At 60.3% G+C, this 26,049-nt stretch carries 26 protein-coding genes; 15 read left to right on the forward strand and 11 right to left on the reverse strand.

Annotated elements, in window-relative coordinates; all coding sequences use genetic code 11:
- The first annotated feature begins 30 nt into the window (after positions 1-30).
- Entirely contained in the window at positions 31-246 is a 216-nt protein-coding gene (locus C2U40_RS23845; RefSeq protein ID WP_016349071.1) for a hypothetical protein, read from the forward strand.
- Complete coding sequence (gene rmuC, locus C2U40_RS23850; RefSeq protein ID WP_103828396.1) at positions 243-1,583, forward strand: DNA recombination protein RmuC; 1,341 nt, start codon at positions 243-245, stop codon at positions 1,581-1,583. Before C2U40_RS23845 ends, rmuC begins: the two co-directional genes overlap by 4 nt.
- Before the next feature lie 104 nt (positions 1,584-1,687).
- On the opposite strand, the gene C2U40_RS23855 is transcribed toward rmuC, so the two are convergent.
- The 5 genes from C2U40_RS23855 to def all read right to left on the reverse strand — a co-directional run bounded on the left by C2U40_RS23855 (position 1,688) and on the right by def (position 7,569).
- Entirely contained in the window at positions 1,688-3,130 is a 1,443-nt protein-coding gene (locus C2U40_RS23855) for a TrkH family potassium uptake protein (RefSeq protein ID WP_103828397.1), read from the reverse strand.
- 96 nt (positions 3,131-3,226) lie between these two features.
- A complete protein-coding gene (trkA, locus tag C2U40_RS23860; RefSeq protein WP_011704263.1) occupies positions 3,227-4,603 on the reverse strand; it encodes a Trk system potassium transporter TrkA in 1,377 nt (458 codons plus the stop codon).
- A gap of 147 nt (positions 4,604-4,750) precedes the next feature.
- On the reverse strand, positions 4,751-6,043 hold the full coding sequence (gene rsmB / locus C2U40_RS23865; RefSeq protein WP_103828398.1) for a 16S rRNA (cytosine(967)-C(5))-methyltransferase RsmB: 1,293 nt from the start codon (positions 6,041-6,043) through the stop codon (positions 4,751-4,753).
- Positions 6,044-6,099: 56 nt separating this feature from the next.
- Entirely contained in the window at positions 6,100-7,044 is a 945-nt protein-coding gene (gene fmt / locus C2U40_RS23870) for a methionyl-tRNA formyltransferase (protein ID WP_065480192.1), read from the reverse strand.
- A gap of 12 nt (positions 7,045-7,056) precedes the next feature.
- Complete coding sequence (def, locus tag C2U40_RS23875; protein ID WP_011704266.1) at positions 7,057-7,569, reverse strand: peptide deformylase; 513 nt, start codon at positions 7,567-7,569, stop codon at positions 7,057-7,059.
- 108 nt (positions 7,570-7,677) lie between these two features.
- Here def and C2U40_RS23880 point away from each other — a divergent pair, with 108 nt between their 5' ends.
- The 9 genes from C2U40_RS23880 (at position 7,678) to C2U40_RS23920 (ending at position 14,420) form a co-directional block, all read left to right on the forward strand.
- Entirely contained in the window at positions 7,678-8,766 is a 1,089-nt protein-coding gene (locus C2U40_RS23880) for a LysM peptidoglycan-binding domain-containing protein (protein WP_103828399.1), read from the forward strand.
- 1 nt (position 8,767) lies between these two features.
- Positions 8,768-9,883, forward strand: a complete 1,116-nt coding sequence (dprA, locus tag C2U40_RS23885) for a DNA-processing protein DprA (RefSeq protein WP_103828400.1) — start codon at positions 8,768-8,770, stop codon at positions 9,881-9,883.
- Positions 9,876-10,349 (forward strand): DUF494 family protein, encoded by a 474-nt coding sequence (locus tag C2U40_RS23890; protein ID WP_011704269.1) that lies wholly within the window; start codon positions 9,876-9,878, stop codon positions 10,347-10,349. Before dprA ends, C2U40_RS23890 begins: the two co-directional genes overlap by 8 nt.
- Positions 10,350-10,404: 55 nt before the next feature.
- Complete coding sequence (locus tag C2U40_RS23895; protein ID WP_011704270.1) at positions 10,405-10,962, forward strand: DNA topoisomerase family protein; 558 nt, start codon at positions 10,405-10,407, stop codon at positions 10,960-10,962.
- A 74-nt stretch (positions 10,963-11,036) separates the two neighbouring features.
- Positions 11,037-11,540, forward strand: a complete 504-nt coding sequence (gene purE / locus C2U40_RS23900; protein ID WP_011704271.1) for a 5-(carboxyamino)imidazole ribonucleotide mutase — start codon at positions 11,037-11,039, stop codon at positions 11,538-11,540.
- A 134-nt stretch (positions 11,541-11,674) separates the two neighbouring features.
- The gene (locus C2U40_RS23905; protein ID WP_011704272.1) at positions 11,675-12,235 is read left to right on the forward strand and encodes a Sua5/YciO/YrdC/YwlC family protein; all 561 of its coding nucleotides are present in this window, start codon (positions 11,675-11,677) and stop codon (positions 12,233-12,235) included.
- A gap of 94 nt (positions 12,236-12,329) precedes the next feature.
- Entirely contained in the window at positions 12,330-13,238 is a 909-nt protein-coding gene (hemF, locus tag C2U40_RS23910) for an oxygen-dependent coproporphyrinogen oxidase (RefSeq protein WP_011704273.1), read from the forward strand.
- Positions 13,239-13,341: 103 nt separating this feature from the next.
- A complete protein-coding gene (gene aroE, locus C2U40_RS23915) occupies positions 13,342-14,163 on the forward strand; it encodes a shikimate dehydrogenase (protein WP_103828401.1) in 822 nt (273 codons plus the stop codon).
- Positions 14,160-14,420: a DUF1488 domain-containing protein gene (locus C2U40_RS23920; RefSeq protein ID WP_016349082.1), complete on the forward strand. Its 261-nt coding sequence runs from the start codon at positions 14,160-14,162 to the stop codon at positions 14,418-14,420. The genes aroE and C2U40_RS23920 overlap by 4 nt, the downstream gene beginning before the upstream one ends.
- 790 nt (positions 14,421-15,210) lie before the next feature.
- On the opposite strand, the gene yihA is transcribed toward C2U40_RS23920, so the two are convergent.
- Positions 15,211-15,861: a ribosome biogenesis GTP-binding protein YihA/YsxC gene (gene yihA / locus C2U40_RS23925; protein ID WP_076362593.1), complete on the reverse strand. Its 651-nt coding sequence runs from the start codon at positions 15,859-15,861 to the stop codon at positions 15,211-15,213.
- A 142-nt stretch (positions 15,862-16,003) separates the two neighbouring features.
- Here yihA and C2U40_RS23930 point away from each other — a divergent pair, with 142 nt between their 5' ends.
- From C2U40_RS23930 to hemN, 4 genes are all read left to right on the forward strand, one after another.
- A complete protein-coding gene (locus tag C2U40_RS23930; RefSeq protein WP_016349084.1) occupies positions 16,004-16,621 on the forward strand; it encodes a c-type cytochrome in 618 nt (205 codons plus the stop codon).
- 827 nt (positions 16,622-17,448) lie between these two features.
- Positions 17,449-18,027 carry a Der GTPase-activating protein YihI gene (gene yihI, locus C2U40_RS23940; RefSeq protein WP_171281929.1) on the forward strand — a complete coding sequence of 193 codons (579 nt, stop codon included), beginning with the start codon at positions 17,449-17,451 and terminating at the stop codon, positions 18,025-18,027.
- Between the two features lie 11 nt (positions 18,028-18,038).
- A complete protein-coding gene (locus C2U40_RS23945; RefSeq protein ID WP_016349087.1) occupies positions 18,039-18,479 on the forward strand; it encodes a DUF2489 domain-containing protein in 441 nt (146 codons plus the stop codon).
- Between the two features lie 27 nt (positions 18,480-18,506).
- The gene (hemN, locus tag C2U40_RS23950; protein WP_043126552.1) at positions 18,507-19,880 is read left to right on the forward strand and encodes an oxygen-independent coproporphyrinogen III oxidase; all 1,374 of its coding nucleotides are present in this window, start codon (positions 18,507-18,509) and stop codon (positions 19,878-19,880) included.
- A 69-nt stretch (positions 19,881-19,949) separates the two neighbouring features.
- Here the strand turns inward: hemN and add are convergent, their stop codons facing one another.
- From add to glnA, 5 genes are all read right to left on the reverse strand, one after another.
- The gene (add, locus tag C2U40_RS23955) at positions 19,950-20,951 is read right to left on the reverse strand and encodes an adenosine deaminase (RefSeq protein WP_103828405.1); all 1,002 of its coding nucleotides are present in this window, start codon (positions 20,949-20,951) and stop codon (positions 19,950-19,952) included.
- Positions 20,952-21,092: 141 nt separating this feature from the next.
- Positions 21,093-22,511: a nitrogen regulation protein NR(I) gene (gene glnG, locus C2U40_RS23960; protein ID WP_010635441.1), complete on the reverse strand. Its 1,419-nt coding sequence runs from the start codon at positions 22,509-22,511 to the stop codon at positions 21,093-21,095.
- A 9-nt stretch (positions 22,512-22,520) separates the two neighbouring features.
- Positions 22,521-23,576, reverse strand: a complete 1,056-nt coding sequence (gene glnL, locus C2U40_RS23965) for a nitrogen regulation protein NR(II) (RefSeq protein ID WP_011704282.1) — start codon at positions 23,574-23,576, stop codon at positions 22,521-22,523.
- Positions 23,577-23,656: 80 nt separating this feature from the next.
- Positions 23,657-24,238, reverse strand: coding sequence for a DUF4124 domain-containing protein (locus C2U40_RS23970; protein WP_016349091.1), 582 nt, complete (start codon positions 24,236-24,238; stop codon positions 23,657-23,659).
- Positions 24,239-24,329: 91 nt separating this feature from the next.
- A complete protein-coding gene (gene glnA / locus C2U40_RS23975; protein WP_011704284.1) occupies positions 24,330-25,739 on the reverse strand; it encodes a glutamate--ammonia ligase in 1,410 nt (469 codons plus the stop codon).
- Positions 25,740-26,049 lie beyond the last annotated feature (310 nt).

The following is a 26,049-nucleotide window of genomic DNA, read 5'->3' on the forward strand; positions in this document are numbered from 1 at the left end:
GCGGGTCTTTTTGCAGGATTGAATGAACTCATGTGGTTATTTCTGTGGCGTGCTTCTCTGCTCTATGTCTTCCCCTTGCTGATGTGGGGCTACTGCCGCATCAAGGGGATCGAATTCGTCGAGCTCGACACCGGCGTTAACAGTCACAAGTGGGTGGTGCTGGCCGCCTATCTGCTCTACGTGCTGCTCTGGCTGCTGCTCAACCGCTATCTCGAACTCTTTCTGCGTCAGCGGAGCCGCAAATGATCGAGCCCGGGCTCTGGACCCTGCTGCTGGCTGCCGCCGTGCTGGCGGTCGGCCTTGGCTGGTTGGTGGGCCGGCGTGGTGCGGCCCAGCTGGCCCAACAGGTGCTGCTGAGCCAGGAGCGCCAGCAGGCGCTGCAGGATCGCTGTGACGAGCTGCAGGATGAAAAACTGCAGGGCCAGCAGAAGCTGGAGCAGCAGCAGACCCTGCTCATCAAGCTCACCGCCCGCCTCAAGGATGCCGAAGCCACCCTGCGTAGCGAGCGACTGGCCGCCGCCGAGAAGCTGCAACTGCAACAGGAGGCGGAGCAGCGCCTCAGCCAGCAGTTCGAGAACCTCGCCAACCGGATCTTCGAGCAAAACTCGGGCAACTTCCGCGAACTGAACCAGAACAGCCTGGATCTGCTGCTGACGCCGCTGAAAGAGCAGCTCGAGGGCTTTCGCCGCCAGGTGGGGGAGACCCACGCCCAGGAGACGGCCCAGCGCCATAGCCTCAAGTTCGAGCTGGAGCGCCTGGCCGAGCTCAACGCCCGCATGACCGAGGAGGCTGCGGCGCTGACCCGCGCCCTCAAGGGCGACAGCAAGCAGCAGGGCAACTGGGGCGAGGTGGTGCTGGCGCGGATCCTCAGCGAATGCGGCCTGCGCGAGGGCCATGAGTACCATACCCAGGTCAACATCGAGGTGGACAAGGGCAAGCGCTACCAGCCCGACGTCATCGTCCACCTGCCGCAGGACAAGGACATCATCATCGATGCCAAGGTGTCGCTGACCGCCTACGAGCGCTGGTACAACAGCGATGACGAGCTGGAGAAGGCGGTGGCGCTGAAAGAGCACGTCGCCTCGGTGCGCAACCACATCCGCGAGCTGGGCCGCAAGGATTACCAGCAGTTGCCCGGGGTGCGTACCCTCGATTACGTGCTGATGTTCGTGGCGGTGGAGCCCGCCTTCCTCACCGCGGTGGAGGCCGACCCCTCGCTGGTGCGATTCGGGCTCGACAACAACATCCTGCTGGTGAGCCCCACCAACCTGATGGTGGCGCTGCGCACCATAGAGAACCTGTGGCGCTACGAGCGGCAGAACCAGAATGCCCGCCAGATCGCCGAGCGGGCCGGCCGCCTCTACGAGAAGTTGCGGCTGTTCGTGGAGGAGATGCAGCAGCTGGGTGGCAGCCTGCACCGGGCGCAGGAGAGCTACGACAAGGCGATGGGGCGGCTGGTCAACGGGCGCGGCAACCTGATCGCCCAGGTGGAGCGCTTTCGCGAGCTGGGGGTGGAGGTGACCAAGACCCTGCCCGAGCCGCTGGTCAACCGGGCGCTGGAGCGGGAAGACCCGGCCGAGTGAGGCGAGGCCTCATGCTTCATGCAACAAGAAGGGCAGCCAGTGGCTGCCCTTCTGCATTGCTTCGTCTTGATACCCTTCGCCATTCGAGCTCGCGCGCTCGCCGGTTACTGCTTCCAGAAGGAGGGGAAGAAGAGCACCGCCACGGTCAGGATCTCGAGCCGTCCCAGCAGCATGCCGAACGACAGGATCCACTTGGCCGAGTCGGGCAGGCTGGCGAAGTTGGTGCTGGGGCCGATGATCGGCCCCATGCCCGGACCCACGTTGGCCACGGCGGTGATGGAACCCGAGATGGCGGTCAGGGGATCCAGCCCGATGGCGGCGAGCAGAGCGGCGATCAGCAGGATGACGGCGAAGTAGGCCAGCACGAACGAGATCATCGAGCGGATGATGGCGTCGTTGACCGGGCGGCCGTTGTACTTCTGCGGGAAGACGCCGGAGGGGTGCATCAGCTGGCGCATCTGCTTCTTGAACAGGGCGAACGCCACCTGTACCCGGAAGATCTTGAGACCGCCGGCGGTGGAGCCGGAGCAGGCGCCGAGGGCCAGCAGGATGATGAAGATGATGCTGGTGAGCGGGCCCCAGGTGCCGAAGTCACCGAGCCCGAAGCCGGTGGTGGTGAGCACGGAGACGATGTTGAAGCAGCTGATGCGCAGAGCATCCATGAAGCCGTAGATGTCCCTTAGCCACAGGTAGAAGGTGACCACCACGGTGACCCAGACCACCAGCCAGAAGAAACCCTGTACCTGGGCATCCTTGAGCAGGCTGTTGTCACGCCGGCTCAGGCTCTGCACATAGAGCAGGAAGGGCAGGCCGCCGAGGAACATGAAGACGGTACCGATCCAGTGCGCCGAGTTGGAGAAGTGGGACATGGATTGATCGGAGGTGGAGTAGCCGCCGGTGCTGAGAGTGGTCATCGAGTGGTTGACCGCCTCGAACAGGGTCATGCCGCTCACCCAGTAGGCCAGGAAGCAGAGCATGGAGAGCACCAGGTAGACCAGCACTATGTTGTTGGCCACCGTCTTGGCGCGTGGTGCACTCTTGTCGGACCAATCCGAGCTCTCGGTCTGGAACAGCTTCATGCCGCCCACGTTGAGGTAGGGCAGCACCGCCACCGCCATCACGATGAAGCCCACCCCGCCCAGCCACTGCAGGATGGAGCGCCACAGCAGTATGCTGTGGGCCATGCCGTCGAGCCCCGACAGCACGGTGGAGCCGGTGGTGGTGACCCCCGACATGGTCTCGAAGTAGGCGTCGGTGAAGTCGATGTGGTTGATGAAGAAGAAGGGCAGGGCGCCGAAGATGCAGGCAACCACCCAGACCGAGGTGGTGAGCAGGAACATCTCCCGCACGCCGAGGTGGAACACCGCCTTGCGGCCGTAATGCAGGCAAAGCAGGGCCGCGCCGTGAGTGATCAGCACCGACTTTAGAAACTCGACGAACCCCTCGGAGCCGGTCAGCAGGGCCAGCAGGGTGGGCAGCCACATGAACAGGGCCAGCTTGGAGAGCACCAGCCCGAGGGTGAAGATGATGGGACGCAGCTTGATCATGCAAGATAACCTGGTCGTTGATTGACAAAAGACCCGGACAATCCCTGGTAGAGGCTGTGCCGGGTCTGGGTTGTGCTGCCTGGGTGCATGGGCAGATTACAGGAAGAAGGGACTTGGCTGGAACAGACGTTCCACTTCCGGAATGTACTTCTTGTCCACCAGGAACATCACCACGTGGTCATCCTGCTGGATCTGGGTCCGGTCGTGGGCGATCAGCACCTCGTCACCGCGCACGATGGCGCCGATGGTGGTGCCGGGCGGCAGCTTGAGCTCACCCACCGTCTTGCCAACCACCTTGGAGGTGTTCTCGTCACCGTGGGCGATCGCCTCGATGGCCTCGGCCGCGCCGCGGCGCAGGCTGTAGACGTTGGCGATGTCGGCTCGGCGCACGTGGGTCAGCAGGGCCGAGATGGTGGCCTGCTGCGGCGAGATGGCGATGTCGATGGAACCGCCCTGCACCAGATCCACATAGGCGCTGCGCTGGATCAGCACCATGGTTTTCTTGGCGCCCATCTTCTTGGCGAGCAGGGCCGACATGATGTTGGCCTCGTCCTCGTTGGTCACCGCGATGAAGACGTCGATCTGGTCGATGTGCTCCTCCGCCAGCAGCTCCTGATCCGCCGCGTCGCCGCAGAAGACGATGGTGTTTTCCAACACCTCGGAGAGCTGCTCCGCCCGTTTCTGGTTGCGCTCGATCAGCTTCACGCTGTAGCGCTTTTCCAGCTGGCGGGCTAGACCGGCACCGATGTTGCCGCCGCCGACGATCATGATGCGCCGGTAGGGGCTCTCGAGCCGCTGCAGCTCCGACATCACGGCGCGGATATGGCCCGCCGCCGCCACGAAGAACACCTCGTCATCGGCTTCGATGATGGTGGTGCCCTGCGGGCGGATGGATCGGCCCTGACGGAAGATCGCCGCCACCCGGGTCTCGATGTTGGGCATGTGATCGCGCAGGGTGGAGAGGGCGTTGCCCACCAGCGGGCCGCCGTAGTAGGCCTTGACCGCCACCAGCCCCACCTTGCCGCCGGCGAAGTCCACCACCTGCAGGGCGCCCGGGTACTCGATCAGCCGGCGCACGTAGTCGGTCACCAGCTGCTCGGGGGCGATCAGGTGATCCACCGGCACGGATTCGGGCAGAAACAGCCGATCCCGCTCCACCAGATAGGCCGGCGAGCGGATCCGCGCCACCTTGTTGGGGGTGTTGAACAGGGAGTAGGCCACCTGGCAGGCGACCATGTTGGTCTCGTCGCTGTTGGTGACCGCGACCAGCATGTCGGCATCCTGGGCGCCCGCTTCACGCAGCACCTTGGGATGGGCACCGTGGCCGTTCACCACCCGCAGGTCGAACTTGTCCTGCAGCTCGCGCAGCCGGTCGCTGTCGGTGTCGACTATGGTGATGTCGTTGTTCTCGCCGGCCAGGTTCTCGGCCAGGGTGCCGCCGACCTGACCGGCGCCCAGAATGATGATCTTCATAGGACGGCCTCATGAGCGTCGCCGTTGCAACGGCGGCCAGGGTGCGTGGGGACGGTCATCAACAGGATGAATCTCATAGGGAAAGCGCGCTCGATGTTGGGCAGTAATGGGTGCCGCAAGCGGCACCCGTCGTGATGATGGCCCTGCTTACCGCTTGATCAGCTTGGCATAGTAGAAGCCGTCCATCTCGGCCTCGCCGGGCAGGAACTGGCGACCCGGGCACTCCGGGGTGTCCTGCGCATGCAGCGGCACCAGGGTGGCGTCCGGGTTGGCCGCAAGGAAGGCGCGGATCTGGTCGCGGTTCTCTTCCGGCAGCACGGAGCAGGTGGCATACAGCAGAGTACCGCCGCTTTTCAGTTTCGACCAGAGGGCGCCGAGGATGCGGTGTTGCAGCTCGGCCAGCTCACGGATGTCCTGATCCCGGCGCAGCCACTTGATGTCGGGGTGACGGCGGATGACGCCGGTGGCGGAGCAGGGGGCATCCAGCAGGATGCGGTCGAACTGACCCTCTGGCCACCACAGATCCGGGGTGCTGGCATCGCCGTGGATCACCCGGGCGGTGAGGCCGATGCGATCCAGGTTCTCCTGCACCCGCTTGAGGCGGTTGTCGTCGGCATCGACGGCGACTACGCCAGCCAGCGCGGGCTGGCGCTCCAGCAGGTGGGCGGTCTTGCCACCGGGGGCGGCGCAGGCATCCAGCACCCACTCACCCGGCTGCGGGTCGAGCAGCGCGGCGGCCTGTTGTGCTGCGCCATCCTGTACCGAGCAGTCGCCAACCTCGAAGCCGGGCAGCTTGGTCACGTCGCAGGGACGTTCCAGCAGGATGCAATCCTCACCCTCTTCACCGGCCATCGCATTGATGCCGGCCTCGGCCATGCGGGCCAGCATCTGCTCGCGGCTCTGGCGCTGGCTGTTGTTGCGGATCCACATGGGCGGGCGCTGGTTGTTGGCCTCCATGATGAACTCCCAATCTTCGGGATAGGCCTGGCGCAGCCGCTTGGTGAGCCACTCCGGGTGGCCGAGGCGAATGCTGGGAACGCGGTCGATACGCAGCAAGATGACTTCGGCGCTGCGCTGGAAGTTGCGCAGCACACCGTTGATGAGGCCGCGCAAGGAGGTGCCCTTGAGCAGCTTGACGGCGTTGACGGTCTCGGCCACCGCGGCGTGAGCCGGAATGCGGGTGTAGATGAGCTGATAGAGACCGACCAGGATCAGGTAGTGGAAGATGCGGCTCTTGTTCTTGAGCGGCTTGTCCATCATCTCGCCGACCGCCGCATCGAGGCGGGGCAGCCAGCGCAGGGTGCCGTAGCAGAGTTCTTGCAGGAGGGCGCGATCGCGGGGCGCAACCTTCTCCTGGGCAGCAGGCAGAACAGCGGAGAGGGATTGACCCTGATCCAGCACCTGTTGAATAACGAGAGCAGCCTGTGCGCGTGTTTTCATAATGTTACCTTAGATGCGCAAGTCGGGGCCTGGGCCCCGCCTTGTATCAATTCAGTTCAATTCAATTGCGTGCCGGGTTCAAACCAGTCGCGGCGAGAGTTGAGCAGGTCCGTCACGGACATGGCCTTCTTGCCGGGCGGCTGCAGGGTCAGCAGGCGCAGCACGCCCTTGCCGGTGGCGATGTCGATTCCCTGCTTGTCAGCCTTGAGCAGGGTACCGGCCGCCTGGCCGTGATCCTGTGCGACGACCTCGGCCTGCCATACCTTGACGGTCTGGCCGGCGACTTCAAACCAGCTGATGGGCCAGGGGTTGAAGGCGCGGATGCAGCGCTCGATGGCGACGGCTTCCATGGACCAGTCGATGCGGGCCTCTTCCTTGGAGAGCTTCTCGGCGTAGTTGGCCTGTGCATCGTCCTGCACTTCGGCGGCGGTGTTACCGGCAGCCATGGCATTGACGGTGTCGACCAGTGCCTGCGGGCCCAGCCCGGCCAGCTTGTCATAGAGGCTAGCGGAGGTTTCGTCGGCGGCGATGGGGCAGCTCACCTTGCGGATCATGGCGCCGGTATCCAGCCCTACATCCATCTGCATGATGGTGACGCCGGTTTCGGCATCACCCGCCCAGATGGAACGCTGGATCGGGGCGGCACCGCGCCAACGCGGCAGCAGGGAACCGTGCACGTTGATGCAACCCAGCCGTGGGGTATCGAGCACGGCCTTGGGCAGGATCAGGCCGTAGGCGACCACTACCATCAGGTCGGCGCCAAGGGCGGCCAGCTCGGCCTGGGCCTCTTCCTTGCGCAGGGAGGCGGGTTGATAGACCGGCAGATCGTGGGCCAGCGCCAACTCCTTGACCGGGCTGGCAGTGAGCTTCTGGCCGCGGCCGGCAGGCTTGTCGGGCTGGGTATAAACGGCGACGACCTCGTGGTCGGAAGACAACAACGCCGCCAGGTGACGGGCGGCGAAGTCGGGAGTACCGGCAAAAATCAGTTTCAGCTTATTCAATGGGGCAGATCCTCAGAGGACTTTGCGATCTTCACGGGCCATCTTTTCCAGCTTCTGGCGAATGCGCTGGCGCTTGAGCGGGGACAGGTAATCCACAAACAGCTTGCCGACCAGATGGTCCATCTCATGCTGGATGCAGATGGCGAGCAGATCGTCTGCTTCCAGCTCGAATGCCTTGCCGTGGCGATCCAGGGCGCGCACCTTGACCCACTCGGCGCGGGGCACCAAGGCACGACTGCCGGGCACGGAGAGGCACCCTTCCTCGATGCCGGTGCTGCCGGCCTGTTCGATGATCTCGGGGTTGATCAATACCAGAGGATCTTCACGGTTTTCAGAGACATCGATCACTATGATGCGCTGATGAATGTCGACCTGAGTGGCGGCGAGGCCGATGCCTTCCTCCGCGTACATGGTTTCGAACATATCATCTACAATGTGTTGTAACTCGGGTGTAAAGGTCTCGACAGGGGCTGCGACGGTACGCAGACGCTCATCGGGGAAACGCAATACATCTAGAATGGCCATAGTTTTTTCTTTAGTTTCGTATAAATGCAGTCAATATTGGCGTAATTCTAGTCATTTACGCCGACAAAAAACAGCAACACTTTGCGCGCAGAAGTAACAGGGAGTGTTATGTATCTGAAGCAAACCATCCTCGCCTGTCTGTTGGCCACCCTGAGCCAGGGCGTGCTGGCGGACCAGCTGAAACTGAAAGCGGGTTATCCCGAGACCTATGTGGTACAAAAAGGCGATACCCTCTGGGATATTTCCGGCCAGTATCTGGCAGAGCCCTGGCTATGGCCAAGGCTCTGGAACATCAATCCGCAGATCGCCAATCCGCACTGGATCTACCCGGGCGACGTGTTGCATCTGAGCTGGGTCAACGGCGAACCGCGGCTTGGCAAGGCGATGCAGGGCGGCAAGCAGGTTGTTCGTCTCTCTCCCAAAAGTCGTTACGAGAACAAGGCCAACCCCATTCCAACCCTGCCGCTCAGCGAGATCGGCCCCTTCCTGCAAACCGACCATATTCTGGCTGACAGCCAGCAGGCAAAGCAGCTGCCTTATGTGCTAGGCAATGATGAGGCGCACATCGGCATGCTGGAGGGAGATACCCTCTACGTACAGGGCTCGCTGATCCCGGGTCAGGACTATGGCATCTATCATCCGGGGACCATCTACAAAGACAAGAAGAGTGGCGAACAGCTGGGGCAAGAGGCGGTCTTCGTCGGCACGGCCAGGGCGGAAGCCCTGCTGCCGGACGGTCGCACCCGGGTTACCCTCAGCCACAATCAGCGCGAGGTGTATCAGGGGGACAAGCTGATGCCATTCCCGCCGCAAGAGAGCCTCTCCGCCGTGTTCACTCCCAAGGCTGCCCCCGTCATCTCGCCCGGCTATATCGTCGATTTGCCGAGCAAGGCCCGCGGTGGCGGCAAGTTCGATGTCGTGCTCATCAACAAGGGCATGCGTGATCAGGTTGCCCCCGGCGATGTGTTGGAGATACTGCGCCCCGGCGCCCGGCTGGTGAGCAAGAATGGCAAGGTCGCCTATCGGGAGTACTCCTCGGTCTATGACAAGGCGTTCTATTCGACCGGCAAGCCCCCCCTGCCGTCGGAGGCCGTGGCCCGAGTCATGTTGTTCAAGGTGTACGACAAGCTGAGTTATGGCCTGATCCTGCAGAGTCAGGACATGGTCAGCACCGGTTATCAGGTCAGCAACTTCTGACGTGCCTCTTCCATCTGGGCGACTCGCGCTGTGGTTGACGCTGGATGCCGTCACCGGCATTGGCCCGGTCACCGCCGCTCGCTTGCTGGCCCATTTTGGCGGGGACATCGTCACCCTGTTCGGCGTCGATGACGGCACCCTGCGATCCCTTGGTCTGCAGAGCGCTCAAATCCAGCAGATGAGGTGGCCCCAGTCGGTTGTCGAGCAGGCGCTGAGCTGGGCCGCCGAGCCCGGCAATCACCTCCTGTGTCCGGATGACCCCGTCTATCCCGCTTTGCTCAAAGAGATCCCCGCCGCCCCGCTGTTGCTCTACTGCCACGGTAATCTTGCCGCCTTGTCGGTGCCTCAGCTGGCGATGGTTGGCACGCGCCATCCCACCTATGCCGGCAAGGACAATGCTGCCCGCCTCTGCGGTGAGCTGGTCGCCTGCGGGCTGGCCATCACCTCCGGACTGGCGCTTGGTATCGATGGGGTGTGTCATCAGCAGGCGTTGGCGACAGGGGGGACTACCCTGGCCGTGCTGGGCTCAGGGCTCGACTGCCTCTATCCGAAGCGCCATCAGGGCTTGGCTATGGAAATCTTGGCGCGAGGCGGCTTGCTTATCTCCGAGCTGGCGCCCGACAAGGGACCGCTGGCCGAGCACTTTCCGCGGCGCAATCGCATCATCAGTGGCTTGTCGCTGGGTACTCTGGTGGTAGAGGCGGCCGAGCAGAGTGGTTCGCTCATCACGGCCCGTTATGCATTGGAACAGGGGCGAGAGGTCTTTGCCGTACCAGGTGCCCCGCAAAACGTGCAGGCACTGGGTTGCAACAAATTAATCCAGCAGGGGGCCAAACTTGTATTGAGCGCGGCCGATATAGTGGAAGAGCTGCCCGGATTTGTCGGTCTGCTGCAGCAAGTGGCTGACTTGTCTGAGCATTCGAATAATAGCGAATTGCCTTATGCCGATTTGTTGGATAACGTAGATTATGAGACCACGAGCGTGGATACCGTTGCCGAACGGTCCCAGCTTCCTGTCGAAGTGGTATTGGGCAGGTTGGTAGAGCTGGAGCTGGCCGGTGCAGTGATGGCGGTAGCCGGTGGATACGTCAGAGCGAGGAGGGCGAATCATGTTTGATGTATTGATGTACCTTTTCGAGACCTACATCCACAGCGATGCAGATGTGATGGTCGAGCAGAATGAACTGACCGACGAACTGAGCCGGGCAGGTTTCGACAAAGACGAGATCGAAAAGGCGCTCAACTGGCTGGAGCGACTGGCCAACCTGCATGACAGCGAGCGGGAGGTCTACGTGGCCGCCAGCGCGCAAGGCTCCATGCGTATCTATGCTCCACAAGAACTGGCACGCCTCAGTACCGAGTGCCGCGGTTTCCTGCTGTTTCTGGAACAAGCCCAGGTACTCAATGCCGAAACCCGCGAAATCTGCATCGAGCGCCTGCTCGAGCTTGATAAACCGGATATCGAGCTGGACGATCTGAAGTGGGTCGTCATGATGGTGCTGTTCAACGTACCGGGCAGTGAAAATGCCTACCAGCAGATGGAAGAGCTGGTGTTTGACGAGTCAGACGGCGTCATCCACTGACAGCCCGGTGCCGCGCTGGTAGAATTCAGGTCATCTGGATTTCAAGGCGCGGCCCATGTCAAAAATCGATCATCACCTCTTTTCAGCCCACGAACATGCCTTCGAGCGCGAACCGTGCCCGCAGTGTGGGGCCGAGCTGGTGATCCGCCAGGGCAAGCATGGTCCCTTCCTCGGTTGTTCTGCCTATCCTGTCTGTGATTACATCCGCTCCCTGACCCCGTCTGGTCGTGACATCGAGAAGGTACTCGAAGGCTCGGCCTGCCCGGATTGCGGCCAACCGCTGGCGATCAAGAAGGGGCGTTATGGCCTGTTTGTCGGCTGCACCCAGTACCCGGCCTGCCAGCACATCGAATCCCTGCAGGAGAGTGACGATACCCAGATCCTCTGCCCGGAGTGTGGCAAAGGGCACCTCATCAGCCGAACCTCCCGCTATGGCAAGCAGTTCTACTCTTGCGACGGTTACCCCCATTGCAAATATGTGGTGAATGACAAGCCGGTCCCCATGCCTTGCCCGCAATGTGGCTGGGGTATCATGGTCGAGAAAAAGGTGAGGGGAGCACTGCGCTGGATCTGTCCGCAAAAGAAATGCGGCCACCAGAGCGAGCAGGTATAATCCGGCCGCCACAAGCGAATTGAAACGTTTTCGGCGAACTTCAACCCCCCACTTGGAGTAAGGAAATTCCCACCATGAATAAACCCTTTGTTGCCGTATTGATGGGCTCTGATTCTGATTTTCCGGTGATGCAGACCACCCTCGAGGTGCTCAAGTCATTCGATATCGCGGTAGAAGTGAAAGTGACCTCCGCACACCGTACACCGGCTGCGACTCATCAGTACGTGACTGACGCCGAAGCCCGTGGCTGCAAGGTCTTTATCTGTGCCGCCGGCCTTGCCGCTCACCTGGCAGGCGCCGTGGCGGGTATCACGACTCGTCCCGTGATCGGTGTGCCCATCGATGGCGGCCCGCTCAAGGGGCTGGATGCGCTGCTTTCCACCGTGCAGATGCCGGGCGGGGTGCCGGTGGCGACCGTGGCGATCGGCAAGGCCGGCGCCAAGAATGCAGGCTATCTGGCAGCTCAGATGCTGGCAGTGGCAGATGATGAACTGGCGGCCAAGGTGCAGGCAGAACGCCAGAAAAATGCCGATGAGGTACTGGCCAAGGACGCTGCCTTGCAGGCCCTGCTCAAGTAAGCTCCGAGACGGCAACCACCACCCCGTTCGCCATCAGCCTCGCGCTGGTCGATAAAGGGGGACCGTCAGGGTTGCCGTTTCGTAGGTTCAATGTTAATCAATGATGAGGCGACAGCCCGGCTGTCGCATTTTTTATGCCCAATGAATTTGAACTTGCAGTTGCCGCCCTCCAGCGCGATGGGGTGATTGCCTATGCGACCGAGGCGGTATTTGGCCTGGGTTGTGATCCTGACTCCGAGTCGGCGGTACACCGTCTGCTGGCGATCAAGCAACGCCCGGTGGAGAAGGGATTGATCCTGATCGCTGCCGATCTGGCTCAGTTGCAGGATTATATCGATCTAGACCAGCTCACCAGCGAGCAGCTGGCCCGGGTGGAAGCGAGCTGGCCTGGCCCCTTCACCTGGATCATGCCGGCGCGCAGCAATACCCCGGCCTGGCTGACCGGTCAGTTCACTACCTTGGCTGTGCGTGTGACGGCCCATCCGCAGGTACAGGCCTTGTGCCGCGCGTTTGGCAAGCCGCTGGTCTCTACCAGTGCCAACCTGACGGGTGAGGAGCCTGCCCGCCGGGTGGCGGACATCGGCGAATTGCTGGCGAGTCAGCTGGCCTATATCCTGCCCGGCGAAGTGGGGGGACAGGCCAATCCGTCCGAGATCAAGGATGCCAGAACCGGCGCCATCATTCGCCCCTCTTGAACCGCTCGGAGAGCGGCAATGCGGATCGGCTTAGCCCATCCGGCGACATCACAATAATAGGGTCAGGCGACGATCCTGGCTGACTGGAGACAAGATGAGCAAACCGGATGTGGCCCAGGTCAAGGCCTTCCTGCTGCAGTTGCAGGACGAGATCTGCCGTGGTCTGGAACTGGCCGACGGCGCCGGACACTTTGTGGAAGATGCCTGGCGCCGCGAAGGAGGTGGCGGTGGCCGCACTCGTGTGCTGCGTCACGGTGCTGTGATCGAGCAGGGAGGGGTCAACTTCTCCCACGTTCATGGTGACGCCATGCCTGCCTCGGCAACGGCCCATCGGCCGGAACTGGCGGGCCGCCGGTTTGAGGCCATGGGGGTGTCGCTGGTGATCCACCCACACAATCCGTACGTGCCGACCAGCCACGCCAATGTGCGCTTCTTCATCGCCGAGAAAGAGGGTGAGGAGCCGATCTGGTGGTTTGGTGGCGGCTTCGATCTCACCCCGTTTTATCCGTTCGAAGAGGACGTGCGGCATTGGCATCAGCTCTCCCGCGATCTTTGTCAGCCGTTCGGCACCGACATTTATCCCGAGTTCAAATCCTGGTGTGATCGCTACTTCTTCCTCAAGCACCGGGACGAGACGCGCGGCGTCGGCGGCCTCTTCTTCGATGATCTGAATCGCTGGCCGTTTGCCGACTGTTTCGCCTTTATGCAGGCGGTCGGCAAGGGCTATCTCGATGCCTACCTGCCGATTGTCGAGCGCCGCAAGGCGCTGGCTTATGGCGAACGGGAGCGGGAATTCCAGCTCTATCGTCGTGGCCGCTATGTGGAGTTCAATCTGGTGTATGACCGTGGCACCCTGTTCGGCTTGCAGACAGGCGGGCGTACCGAGTCGATCCTGATGTCGATGCCACCGCTGGCGCGCTGGGAATATGACTGGCAGCCGTCCGCGGGCAGCCCGGAGGCATTGCTCTACAGCGACTACCTCAAACCACGCGAGTGGTTGTGACCAGAGGGGCCATGATGGCCCCTTCTTATTGGCCGATATTCGGCTTGTTCCTGAGTGCGAAAACCCGTTAAATCGGGAGATTGCCCTCTGAAGGAACTCTTTGATGGATCGTTATCTGGTTTTTGGCCACCCGGTGCGCCACAGCAAATCTCCCTTTATTCATACCCTATTTGCCAGACAAACCCAGCAGGAGCTGGAATATGGTCTGGCCGAGCCTGCCGTCGAAGAGTTCGCCACCAGTCTGAGAGCTTTCTTTGCCCAAGGTGGCAAGGGATGCAATGTCACCGTCCCCTTCAAGGAGCAGGCATTCGCCCTGGTCGATCGACTGAGCCCTCGGGCCCGGCGGGCGGGGGCAGTCAACACCATCAAGCTGACCGATGATGGCGTACTGCTGGGTGACAACACTGATGGTGCCGGGTTGGTGGCCGATCTCAAGGCGCATGGTGTGGCACTTGCCGGCAGCAGGATCCTGTTGCTGGGTGCGGGTGGCGCGGCGCGCGGTGCGCTGGCTCCGCTGCTGGCCGAGCAACCCGAGGCATTGGTTATCGCCAACCGTACTCACGCCAGGGCGGAGCAGCTGGCTGCCGAGTTTCGTGATCTGGGGGCGGTCAGTGCCCAGACCTATGAGCGGCTGGGCGGCCATTTCGATCTGATCATCAACTCCACCTCCGCCAGTCTGCAAGGAGAGCTGCCTCCGCTGGTGCCTGCCCTGATCCACGCCGATATCGCCATCTACGACATGATGTATGGCGCGACCGATACTCCCTTTATCACATGGGCAAAGGGGCAAGGGGCTCGCCAGACCGTAGATGGCCTCGGCATGTTGGTGGAACAGGCAGCAGAGGCCTTTACCGTGTGGCGCGGAATCCGGCCAGGGACTAAACAGGTATTGAGAGAACTGAAACGAAATCTGGGGACCCTATGAACCAAGGCATCTTGTTTCCCGAGCTGGCCGACTGGCAAGCGCACGAACAGCGGATCCACTTTCCTGCCCAGCAGATGGGGGCGCTGGTGGATTGTTACATCAGTCGCCGGCGTCTGGAGAAAATGACCGGGCTCTCCCTCGCGAGAGAGGAAGACATCCTGCGAGCCTTCGAAAGCGTGCGTTTTGACATCGAGGAAATTGCTGAAAAACTCATTGAGGAACAAGAGTTTGCAGAAGATGGCGCCATCTACCTCTGATTTTTTCAAGTTTTTTCTCAAAGCAGCGGAACTTGCGCCAAGTTGTGCTGACTAACTAGATAGTTGAGGAAGTGCTAGCTAGTCACTTTTATAACTCCCCGGTATTCGTACTGGGGATTTTTTTATCTATATGAAAAATAACATGATTTATGTAATTCATTTTTCGTGAAACTTAATTACATAAATTACTTTCACTTTCTGCTGCTTTGCTATACAGTTAGCAACGTAGGGTACAGAGGTAAGATGTTCTATCTTTCAGACCTTTTATTTCACGTAATTGAATGTGGCTGAATAGCGGCCCCGGTGAGTCATCATCGGGGTGTTTTTTTATGGGTTACGTTTAGAGTAAATGCTTTAATGTTGGCGAATGTTTGTTAGAATGAAGGGGCTTCTTGAGGAAAACCAGTCGTCTTTGTTCTCAAGATTTAGCTTCTTCCCAATTTTTGAACTGATTGTTTAAGGCCGGTACTGCGTTTGCAGAACCGGCCTCATTTTTATCCTTTCCATTGACTGCTTTGTAATAAAATTTCACTTTGGTACTTATTTGGTGAGGAAGCGCCCCCGCCGGCATCTATTTTTGAAAACGTTGCCAATGGGATGAAAAGTTAATTGTTATATAGAATTAACTATTTATCCCATTGATAAAAATAGTGTTTCAAGAACTCATCGTAGGGAGTGGGCGATGTCACTGGCGAGAGGGGTTATGGCAAGCAGACTGAAAGCCTTTCAATCAGCGGAGGAGCTGCTCCGCCAATTGCAGGGTTTGGTTGTGGTGTATACAGGACGTAGCTTACTCCTCGAGCGGTGCTTGCTCACCGTCAGCCATTTCATCGGCGCCCGCCAGATACCAGCCAGTCAGCGTCTGTGCCAGTTTTTCGACCCCGATCTGGGTCAGGGAAGAGAAGGCTTCCACCTGGATCTGCGGACCCAGCTCGGCTACGGCCTGACGTACCTTGATGACCTGATTGTTGCGCGGACCTGGGCTCAGCTTGTCGGCCTTGGTCAGCAGCAGCATGACCGGCAGTTTGCGGTGAGAGCTCCACTCCAGCATATTCATATCGGTATCTTTGAGCGGATGGCGGATGTCCATCAGGATCACCAGACCTTTCAATGACTCACGACGCTGCAGATATTCCGCCAGCGACTTTTGCCACTTGAGCTTCATTTCCAGCGGAACCTGCGCATAACCGTAGCCCGGCAGGTCGACCAGACGCTTGCCTGGTTCCAGCTCAAACAGGTTGATCAGCTGGGTACGTCCCGGCGTCTTACTGGTGCGGGCCAGGTTCTTGTGTTTGGTCAAGGTATTCAATGCAGATGACTTACCGGCGTTGGAACGGCCGGCAAACGCAATCTCGACACCCCCATCATTTGGCAGGTGACGGATGTCGGGTGCGCTGGTCACAAAATGCACCTTATTGAAATTCAGAGTTTGTGTATCCAACGTAAATTCCCCATAGAGATAGAGGGTTATAGAGTTACTTTTTTGTGAAATCGTGTAAAATGGCGTCGCTTAAACGCGTTTATTTTAACATGCCTTCAGCGGCATGGGATCTGGAAGCCTAATAACGAGAAGTTGGAACGCCATGAAGAACCTAGTCATTACTCTTGCTCTGATGGTTGGCGTAACGGGGATGGCACAAGCCAAGGGCGATGCCGCTGCGGGACAAACCAAGGCTGCCGTTTGCGCGGCTTGTCATGGACCGGACGGCAACAGCCTAGTCGATATGTACCCCAAGATTGCTGGTCAGCACGCATCATATATCAAAAAGCAGTTAGTTGAACTGAAGGCTGCAGCTTCTGGTCAAACTGGCCGGGTTGCTCCCATCATGGGGCCGATGGCGCTTCCTCTGTCTGAACAGGACATGGAAGACCTGGCTGCCTACTTCTCCAGTCAGAAGGTGACGCCGCTCGCGGTACCCGATGACGCCGTCGCTGCAGGCAAGGCGCTGTACATGGGAGGGGACATGAGCCGTGGTCTGGCTGCCTGTACTGCCTGCCATGGTCCGCGCGGTTCGGGCGTCGAGCAGGCCAAGTATCCGAGCCTGTCCGGCCAGCATCCTGCCTACATCAAGGCCCAGCTCACGGCCTTTAGGGCCGCAGCCCGTGACAACGACCCGAACAGCATGATGCGGGACGTTGCCAAGAAGCTGACCGATCAGGATATCGAAGTACTGTCCAAATATGTGGCAGGTCTGCACTGATCAAGCCGGATGATATTATCTCATTGATATTGACGAGGAGCCGCCGGCTCCTCGTTTCTTTTTGGCCTTTAACACCATTTGGCCAATTTTTTCTCGCATTGTTGTAAGAGATCTCCCATTCATCAGCCTGGCCAGGGCTTAAACATTTTTAGAAAAATGCTTAGTAATTCATTAATTTCAATATGTTAAGTGACAATAAGTCGTTTATCTCCGTTTGAAAACGTTCCTGATGGATTGAGTCACTTTATTAAATTGATACAGTGGATGCATGGAATGACCCACGCGGCGGTTCACGACCGGGATGTCGTGAAGACAGGATGTCGATGAGGCTGGATGCCAAGGGCCACGCGAGTGGCAGGCAATGGATTGAAAGACCAGGATGGTGACCGTTCAGGAAGAGCGGGGCTGCGGGAAGCAACCACCCCAGAAGATGACCGGACGTCGTCTGCATGGGTCAGGCAAGCACACGCACATTCAGGATCGACCAATTAAGGTCAGGATGACCATACACAAGATATGATGCGCAGAAGTATCACCATGGACAGGGTGATTTGCAGCCAGGGATGGGACTCGCATAAACATATCAAGGCAGCTTCGGCTGCCTTTTTTCTTTTGGGTCATTAACCCGCTTGGTCATTCTGTGTCAAAATACCAGCAACATGCCCAGAGGATGCCGATCCTGCGGTATTCGAAGGCCATTTATGGCCGGATTGGTGCGGGATCCCGCTCTGTTTCTAATCCATCGTCCCCCGTGTCAGCATCCTCTTCCGGACCCTTTCGAACCGGAAACGGGTTTCAATCCAGTTATTTGTCGGAGTCATTCATTCATGTCGGCTAAACAACCCAATCGCAAACCTGCCGGTAAGCGCAAAGAATCAGATGCCAGTGCCCAGGAAGGCCGTGAGCGCAAACGCGCCGCCAAGCGCAAGGGCTTGAAGGCAGGATCCCGCCAGCAGGTCGAGCAGGCCGGCAAGAAGAGTGGAAGCAAACAGGCCAAGGATCCGCGCATCGGTTCCCGCAAGCCGGTTGCCCTGATCGTGGAAGAGAAGAGCAGCAAGCCGGTCGCGCCCAAGCAGCTCAAAGAGAAGAAGCTGGTGATGACGCCGGAGCAGGAGCTGGCCTCCATCGAGAATGATGATCGCCTGAATGACCTGCTGGATCGGCTCGATGCCGGTGAAACCCTGGAGGCAACCGAGCAGGCCTGGGTCGATCAACGGGTTGACCGCTATCAGGAGCTGATGGACGAGCTTGGCATCATCGACACCGATGATGACGAAGACGAGGCTGACTTTGATGAGGCCGACTTTGACGAGCCGGGCCAGCCAGCCTCCGAAGAGGAGCTGTGGGATCGTTTCACCCAGGTCGACTATCAGCCAGAGCCCAAGCCTGAGCCGAAGAAAAAGTGATGAGTGGATGGATGCTGGCCGCCTTGTTGGGCGGCCTGATTTTGTTGGGACTGGCCTGGTATGCCGGTACCCTGCTGGCGCGTCTCAAGCGCCAGCATGACAGTCAGCAGCAGGCTATCGCGGCCCGCAATGAACGGATCCTCGAGAGTGTCAGGGTGATTGCCCATGCGGTACGGGATGGTCAGTGCGACTACTCCGAAGGCGCCATCCGGTTGACCAATCTGCTGGATGCATTGCAGATCAAGGGCGGTCGCGCCTTTGCCGGCGAATTTCCGGGTTTGTACGGTCTCTACGAGAAGGTGAAGGAGATGCCGACTCATGAGGCGAGACGGGCCCTCAAACGCAATGAAGTAATGAAGATGGATCTCGAACGCAGTGGCTATGAGGCCGAGCTGGAGGCGCAGATCCTCGAGGATGTGGCCAGACTGAAGGATTTTCAGTTAAGCCGGTGAGCCGATAACAAAAAAGAGGAAGCAAGCGTGCAAGCAGAACAGATTGTGTGGGATCAGGCCCTGATCGAGAAATATAACTACAGCGGTCCGCGTTACACCTCCTATCCCACTGCGCTGGAGTTCAACGAGGGTTTCGGTTATCCGGACTTCGTCCAGGCCGCGAGCCAGTATCCGGCGCGCAACCTGTCGCTCTACGTGCATATCCCCTTCTGTCACAAGCTCTGCTACTACTGCGGCTGCAACAAGGTGATCACCCGTCACCGCCACAAGGCCGATCAGTACCTCGATTTCCTCGAGCAGGAGATCAAGGCGCAGGCCCCGCTGTTCAAGCAGCGGCTGGTGACCCAGCTGCACTGGGGCGGCGGCACGCCCACCTATCTGGATGAACCCCAGACTCGCCGACTGATGGCCATGTTGCGGGAGCATTTCCACTTCGCCGAAGAGGGCGAAATCAGCATCGAAGTGGATCCGCGCGAGATCGAGCTCTCCATGCTGGACGTGCTGCGGGAGATCGGCTTCAACCGCATCAGCCTCGGCGTGCAGGATTTCAACAAGGAGGTCCAGGTCGCGGTCAACCGCGAGCAGGACAACGACTTCATCCGCGCCATGCTGGAGCGGGCTCGCGAACTGGGCTTTCGTTCCACCAACCTGGATCTCATCTACGGTCTGCCGCACCAGAACCGGGAGAGCTTCCATCACACCCTGGAAGAGGTGCTCAAGACCGATCCGGCCCGCCTCTCCATCTTCAACTATGCCCACCTGCCCAGTCGTTTTGCCGCCCAGCACAAGCTGAAAGAGGCCGACATGCCGGCGCCGCAGGAAAAACTGGCCATGCTGCAGGATACCATCGCCTTCCTGACCGGCCGTGGTTATCAGTTCATCGGCATGGATCACTTCGCCAAGCCGGACGACGAGCTGGCGGTGGCCCAGCGTGAGGGCAAGCTGCACCGCAACTTCCAGGGCTATACCACCCAGGGGGATTGCGATCTGCTGGGGCTGGGGGTCTCCTCCATCAGCATGATCGGCGATGCCTATTCCCAGAACCAGAAAGAGCTCAAGGCCTACTATGGCCAGGTGGAAACGCTGGGTCACGCCCAGTGGAAGGGGTGCTCTCTCAATCAGGATGACTTGATCCGCCGCGAGGTGATCAAGCGCCTCATCTGCGATTTCCGCCTGAACTTTGCCGCCGTCGAGCAGGCCCATGGTCTGGTGTTCAGGGAGTACTTCGCGGAGGATCTCAAGCTGCTGCAGACCTTCATCGATGATGGCCTGGTGCGCATGACCGAAGAGGGGCTGGAGGTGGTCTCCACCGGTCAGCTGCTGATCCGCAACATCTGCATGTGTTTCGATGTCTACCTGCGCAACAAGGCGCGCCAGCAGCAGTTCTCCCGGGTGATCTAAGCCGGTCGATGTCGTTGGAAAATAAAAAAACCGCCGAGAGGCGGTTTTTTTATTTGGGTTTGCCCGTACTCAGCGCCGGGCTGCGCGGGCGCTCAGCTCGGCCTTTTCGGTCTCGCTCAGGAAGGCCAGGGTCAGGCCGTTCTGCTGGGCGGAGCGGATCTCGTTGGCGGTCATGCCGGCAGCCGGGGCCGCCACCTGGTATTCGTGGGGCAGGTCGATGCCTTCCACCGCCGGGTCGTCGGTGTTGAGGCAAGCCAGCACGCCGGCGGCCAGGAACTGGCGGATCGGGTGCTCGATCAGGCTCGCCACCGTGGTGGTCTGAACGTTGGAGGTGAGGCAGGACTCGATGCCGATGCGGTGCTCGGCCAGATAGGCCATCAGGGCCGGATCCTGAATGGCTTTGACGCCGTGGCCGATGCGTTCGGCACCCAGCTCGCGAATGGCCTGCCACATGCTCTCGGGGCCGGCGGCTTCACCGGCGTGCACGGTGACGCGCATGCCCGCATCACGCACCCGGCGGAAGTGATCGGTGAACAGCTCGCCCGGGAAGCCCAGCTCGTCGCCGGCCAGATCGATGGCGACCAGCCGATCGCGATGGGCCAGACAGGCATCCAGCTCTTGTTTGCACTGCTCGGTGCCGAAGGTGCGGCTCATGATGCCGATGAGGTTGGTCTTGATGCCGAAGTCGCGGCTGCCGGCCGCCACGCCGTCGATGATGGCTTCGACCACGCCCTGCGGGTGCAGCTTGTGGGCCATCGCCATGTAGGCCGGGCTGAAACGCAGTTCGGCATAGTCGATGCCGGCGCGCAGCAGATCTTCCACGTTCTCGTAGGCGACCCGGCGGCAGGCGTCATAGTCGGCCAGCACGGCCACGCCCCAGTCCAGCTTCTTGAGGAAGGCGACCAGGCTCGGTTCATTCTCGACGATCTGCACATGGGGGCGCAGCGCCTCCAGCTCGAAGGCGGGCAGTTGGATGTTGTGCTGACGGCCCAGCTCGAGGATGGTCTGCGGGCGGATGTTGCCGTCCAGATGGCGGTGCAGGTCGGTCAGGGGAAGAGATCTGTCAATCATGATGGCGCCTTCTTCGAGTCGGGTGTGAAAGCCTGCCATTCTAGGCAGGGATCTCAAAAAAGATACCCCGTTTGAAATCAAACGGGGTCTTATTGGTCGGTGATTTGCCAAGGCGTGATGGGAATCGTTTTTCCCAAGGACTCAGGAGAGGTCGAGTTCCTTCAGCTTGCGGGTGAGGGTGTTGCGCCCCCAACCAAGCAGCCGTGCCGCCTCCTGTTTGTGACCATGGGTATGGTCCAGCGCGGTTTCCAGCATGATCCGCTCGAACTGGGGCAGGGCATCGGCCAGTATGTCGGTCTCTCCCAGCGCCAGCTTGGCGGCGACCCAATCCTGCAACTGCTGCTGCCAGCCGCCGGACAGGGCCGGCTGACCCGGTTCGGCGGTGCTGGTGATGGGGGTGAGCAGCTCGGTGGGCAGATCGCTTACCAGCACCTCCTGGCCCGAGGCCATTACGGTGAGCCAGCGGCAGACGTTCTCCAGCTGGCGCACGTTGCCAGGCCAGGGCAGGCGGCTGATGTAGGCCTGGGTATCCGGATGCAGGCTCTTGGCCTCCACGTTCAGCTCCTTGGCCGCCCGCAGCAGGAAGTGCTGGGCCAGCTGGGGAATGTCCTCACGCCGTTCCTTGAGGGCGGGAATGTGGATCCGGATGACATTGAGACGGTGGAACAGGTCTTCCCGAAACTCGCCGTCAGCCACCCGCTTCTCCAGATTCTGGTGGGTGGCGGCGATGATCCGCACATCCACCTGCACCGGCTGATGGCCGCCGACCCGGTAGAACTGGCCGTCGGCCAGTACCCGCAGCAGCCGGGTCTGCACATCCAGCGGCATGTCGCCGATCTCGTCGAGAAACAGGGTGCCGCCGTCGGCCTGTTCGAAGCGGCCGTGGCGAATGTTGTTGGCGCCGGTGAAGGCTCCCTTCTCATGACCGAACAGCTCCGATTCGATGAGATCTTTCGGGATGGCGGCCATGTTGAGGGCGATGAAGTTCTTGTGGGCGCGCGGGCTGTGCTTGTGCAGGGCGTGGGCGACCAGCTCCTTGCCGGTGCCGCTCTGGCCGTTGATCAGCACCGAGATGCTGGAGCGCGACAGCCGGCCGATGGCCCGGAACACCTCCTGCATGGCCGGTGCTTCGCCGATGATCTCCGGGCTGCTGGCCGGATCCTGCTGGCGTGCCTTGCGCTTGGTGCGCTGCTCTTTGAGGTGATTCTCGGCGCGACGCACCAGGGTGACCGCCTCGTCGATGTCGAATGGCTTGGGCAGGTATTCGAAGGCGCCGCGCTGGTAGGCGTTGACCGCACTGTCGAGATCCGAGTGGGCGGTCATGATGATGATGGGCAGATCGGCCTGGCGGCGATGGATCTGCTCCAGCAGGCTGAGACCGTCGATGCCGGGCATGCGGATGTCGGAGAGGATCACGTCCGGCGAGCGCATTTCCAGCGAGCTCAGCAGCGCCTCGCCATCGGCGAAGCTCTCGCACTCGAAACCTTCACTGCCGAGGGTGCGCTCCAGCACCCAGCGGATAGAACTGTCATCATCGACGATCCACACTTTTGCTGTCATGACGTTCCCTTATTTGCGAAGCGGTAGAAAGATGGTGAATTCGGTGTGGCCGGGCCAGCTGATGCAGTCGATCCGCCCCTTGTGCTGGTCGATCAGGTTCTGGGCGATGGAGAGGCCCAGCCCGGTGCCGCCCTCCTTGCCGGTGATCATGGGGTAGAAGAGGGTGTCGCGGATGGCGTCCGGGATGCCGGGGCCGTTGTCGATGATCTTGATCTCGGCAGCCAGCCGGTAGCGCTGGCCGTGGATGGTGATCTGGAACGCGGTGCGGGTCTTAATGCGGATGAGGCCGGTCTGCTCGCCGATGGCCTCGGCGGCATTGCGCACCATGTTGAGGAAGGCTTGCTGCAGCTGGTCCGGCTCCATCTCGAACTCCGGGATGCTGGGATCGTAATCCCGCTCGATGCGCACCGTCGGCGGCAGCTCCAGCTCCACTAGCCGGCGCACCTGCTCCAGCACCGAGTGCACGTTGTGCATCTGGTGACGACCCGGCCGCTGGGGGCCGAGCAACCGGTCGACCAGCACCCGTAGCCGGTCGGCCTGTTCGATGATGATACCGGTGTATTCGCGCAGGGCGGGGTCGGGCAACTCCTTTTGCAGCAGCTGGGCCGCGCCGCGCAGACCGCCGAGGGGATTCTTGATCTCGTGGGCCAGGCCGCGTACCAGCTCCTTGGCCGCCTGCTGCTGGGCATGCTGCTGCAGCTCCTGGCTGATCTTCTTCTGCTGGTCGATCTTGCGCAGTTCCACCACCATCAGCCGCTGCTCATGATCGGCCAGCGGGCTGACGCTCATCTCCACCAGTCTGGGCTCTCCTTCCACCACCAGGGTGACTTCGCTGTCGGTAAAACCCTGCCCCGAGCTGAGGCACTGCTTTAGCCGCTGCAGATCGAGGGAGATATGCTCCAGCAGATGGGGCAGTTCGATACCGATCAGCCGGCGCTGACTGAGGGAGAGCAGCTGCTCGGCGGCCGGGTTGACGAACTGGATGCAGAGCCGTTCATCCATCAGGATGACGGCGGTCAGCAAGTTATCGAGCAGTATCTTGGCTTGATCCGGGCGGGTTGGCACAGGTTTCTCCCTAAAACGGTGCTATACACCAGCAATGCACCAATGTGGTGCATTTAGTCTACCCGTATCGAGGCACAGGATCACCCCTTGTTGTTGAGGGGGGTCACTTTGGGTGCAGGATTGATGCTGGCCCGGTGCAGGTAGAAGGTGACTGGCTTAGATTTAGCAAGGATCGTACCGTCTTTGGCGAGCAGCTCGAGCTGGGCCTCATGGGCACCGCGATCGAGGTTTTCGACCCGGATGGCGAGCGAGTTTTTAACGATGGGGGCCGCCTTGCCGTCCAGGGTCAGGCGCACATCGTACTGGGTCGGCGGTTGGGGGCTGATCTGACCCTGAAACACCACGTTGCCGGTGTTGTCGCGCAGGGTGCTGCCCTGTTCCGGGGAGAGCAGTTCGATCACCAGCTTGGCCGCTTCCTTCTCTTTCTTGGCATCGACGCCGGTGAGGCTGTTGAAGTTGTCAACTTGCACCGAGCGGGGTGAACTGCCGATGAAGGGGGCGACGCGCAGATCGACCTCCTTGGCTTTCTGGCCGGGGGGAGGGGCATCCGTGTAGTGAACGACCCCCTGGCTGTCGGTCCAGGAGTATACCTTGGCAGCCTGGGCGCCGGTGGCGGCCAGCAGCAACAGGCTCAGCATCCATACTGGGTTGGCGTTTTTCATCCATCTCTCCTTGACGGGATTTTGCTTAATCCTATCAGAGAAAAAACCCGCCTGTCGGCGGGTTTGGTCAAGTTCTGAGCTGGCTTCCGGATTAAACGGAGTAGTACAGTTCGAACTCCAGCGGGTGCGGGGTCATGCGCACGCGGTCAACGTCCTGCTGCTTCAGCTCCAGGTAGGAGTTGATGAAGTCGTCGCTGAATACGCCGCCGCGGGTCAGGAACTCGCGATCCGCATCCAGTGCAGCCAGGGCTTCGTCCAGAGAGCCGGCCACGGTCGGCACTTCGGCAGCCTCTTCCGGCGGCAGGTCATACAAGTTCTTGTCCATGGCATCGCCCGGGTGGATCTTGTTGATGATGCCGTCGAGACCGGCCATCAGCTGGGCTGCGAAGGCCAGATACGGGTTGGCAGCCGGATCCGGGAAGCGTACTTCGATGCGGCGAGCTTTCGGGCTCGGCACGACCGGGATACGGATGGAGGCAGAGCGGTTGCGGGCAGAGTAGGCCAGCATGACCGGTGCTTCATAACCCGGTACCAGACGCTTGTAGGAGTTGGTGGTCGGGTTGGCGAAGGCGTTGATGGCCTTGGCGTGCTTGATGATGCCGCCGATGTAGTGCAGCGCCATCTCGGACAGACCGCCGTACAGGTCGCCGGCGAACAGGTTGACGCCGTTCTTGGCCAGGGACTGGTGGCAGTGCATGCCGGAGCCGTTGTCACCGAACATGGGTTTCGGCATGAAGGTGACGGTCTTGTTGTAGGCGTGGGCCACGTTGTGGATCACGTACTTCAGCACCTGCACTTCATCCGCTTTCAGAGTGAGGGTGTTGAAACGGGTCGCGATCTCGTTCTGACCGGCAGTCGCCACTTCGTGGTGGTGAGCTTCAACGACCTGGCCCATCTCTTCCAGCACCAGACACATGGCGGCACGGATGTCCTGGGAGGAGTCAACCGGTGCAACCGGGAAATAGCCACCCTTGACGAAAGGACGGTGACCCTTGTTGCCGTGCTCGTAATCGGTACCGGAGTTCCAGGCGGCTTCTTCGGATTCGATCTTCACGAAGCTGTGGCCCATGGTGTTCGAGAAGGTGATGTTGTCGAACATGAAGAATTCCGGCTCCGGCCCGAACAGCACAGTGTCGGCGATGCCGCTGGACTTCAGGAAGTCTTCGGCACGCTTGGCGATGGAGCGCGGATCGCGGTCGTAGCCCTGCATGGTAGCCGGTTCCAGCACGTCACAGACGATGTTCAGGGTGGTCTCTTCGGTGAACGGATCCAGTTTGGCGGAGGCCGCATCTGGCATCAGCACCATGTCTGATTCGTTGATGCCCTTCCAGCCGCCGATGGAAGAGCCATCGAACATCTTGCCATCTTCGAAGAAATCTTCGTCAACCTGATGGGAAGGGATGGATACGTGCTGCTCTTTACCCTTGGTGTCGGTAAAGCGCAGGTCGACAAACTTGACTTCGTGTTCCTGGATCAGGGCCAAAACGTTCTGGGCTGACATGCTAAGTAACCTCCGGTGTTAAAACTCTTAGGGTGAATGCGTCATCACATTCACATAAGCCAGTATCGTGCCAAGTTTGTGACAGCTTGATTTCAGGGCATTTGGGGCTATAAGCCAGCCCTGAGACCCGCCATCTCAGCGCGTTACGCCTCAAAGTAGTGCATCCATGGATCGTTTTGGTGCACTAAAATGGTGCGCGTTATACGGTCAGCCCCCATCTAAGCAGGCTTTGATCGGAAGGTCTATGATCCTGATCCCCTGTTGTGCGCGAATGTACTGCAATTCTGCTAGGCAGATCACAAAGGCGAGA

Source organism: Aeromonas sp. ASNIH4, from assembly GCF_002934425.1.
Classification (GTDB): Bacteria; Pseudomonadota; Gammaproteobacteria; order Enterobacterales; family Aeromonadaceae; genus Aeromonas; species Aeromonas hydrophila.

Bases quoted from the DNA above. Each gene is read 5' to 3' on its own strand.
- C2U40_RS23845 (WP_016349071.1), top strand. From the start codon at position 31: ATGTGGTTATTTCTGTGGCGTGCTTCTCTGCTCTATGTCTTCCCCTTG.
- rmuC (WP_103828396.1), top strand. From the start codon at position 243: ATGATCGAGCCCGGGCTCTGGACCCTGCTGCTGGCTGCCGCCGTGCTG.
- C2U40_RS23855 (WP_103828397.1), bottom strand. From the start codon at position 3,130: ATGATCAAGCTGCGTCCCATCATCTTCACCCTCGGGCTGGTGCTCTCC.
- trkA (WP_011704263.1), bottom strand. From the start codon at position 4,603: ATGAAGATCATCATTCTGGGCGCCGGTCAGGTCGGCGGCACCCTGGCC.
- rsmB (WP_103828398.1), bottom strand. From the start codon at position 6,043: ATGAAAACACGCGCACAGGCTGCTCTCGTTATTCAACAGGTGCTGGAT.
- def (WP_011704266.1), bottom strand. From the start codon at position 7,569: ATGGCCATTCTAGATGTATTGCGTTTCCCCGATGAGCGTCTGCGTACC.
- C2U40_RS23880 (WP_103828399.1), top strand. From the start codon at position 7,678: ATGTATCTGAAGCAAACCATCCTCGCCTGTCTGTTGGCCACCCTGAGC.
- C2U40_RS23890 (WP_011704269.1), top strand. From the start codon at position 9,876: ATGTTTGATGTATTGATGTACCTTTTCGAGACCTACATCCACAGCGAT.
- C2U40_RS23895 (WP_011704270.1), top strand. From the start codon at position 10,405: ATGTCAAAAATCGATCATCACCTCTTTTCAGCCCACGAACATGCCTTC.
- purE (WP_011704271.1), top strand. From the start codon at position 11,037: ATGAATAAACCCTTTGTTGCCGTATTGATGGGCTCTGATTCTGATTTT.
- C2U40_RS23905 (WP_011704272.1), top strand. From the start codon at position 11,675: ATGCCCAATGAATTTGAACTTGCAGTTGCCGCCCTCCAGCGCGATGGG.
- hemF (WP_011704273.1), top strand. From the start codon at position 12,330: ATGAGCAAACCGGATGTGGCCCAGGTCAAGGCCTTCCTGCTGCAGTTG.
- aroE (WP_103828401.1), top strand. From the start codon at position 13,342: ATGGATCGTTATCTGGTTTTTGGCCACCCGGTGCGCCACAGCAAATCT.
- C2U40_RS23920 (WP_016349082.1), top strand. From the start codon at position 14,160: ATGAACCAAGGCATCTTGTTTCCCGAGCTGGCCGACTGGCAAGCGCAC.
- C2U40_RS23930 (WP_016349084.1), top strand. From the start codon at position 16,004: ATGAAGAACCTAGTCATTACTCTTGCTCTGATGGTTGGCGTAACGGGG.
- yihI (WP_171281929.1), top strand. From the start codon at position 17,449: ATGTCGGCTAAACAACCCAATCGCAAACCTGCCGGTAAGCGCAAAGAA.
- C2U40_RS23945 (WP_016349087.1), top strand. From the start codon at position 18,039: ATGCTGGCCGCCTTGTTGGGCGGCCTGATTTTGTTGGGACTGGCCTGG.
- add (WP_103828405.1), bottom strand. From the start codon at position 20,951: ATGATTGACAGATCTCTTCCCCTGACCGACCTGCACCGCCATCTGGAC.
- glnG (WP_010635441.1), bottom strand. From the start codon at position 22,511: ATGACAGCAAAAGTGTGGATCGTCGATGATGACAGTTCTATCCGCTGG.
- C2U40_RS23970 (WP_016349091.1), bottom strand. From the start codon at position 24,238: ATGAAAAACGCCAACCCAGTATGGATGCTGAGCCTGTTGCTGCTGGCC.
- glnA (WP_011704284.1), bottom strand. From the start codon at position 25,739: ATGTCAGCCCAGAACGTTTTGGCCCTGATCCAGGAACACGAAGTCAAG.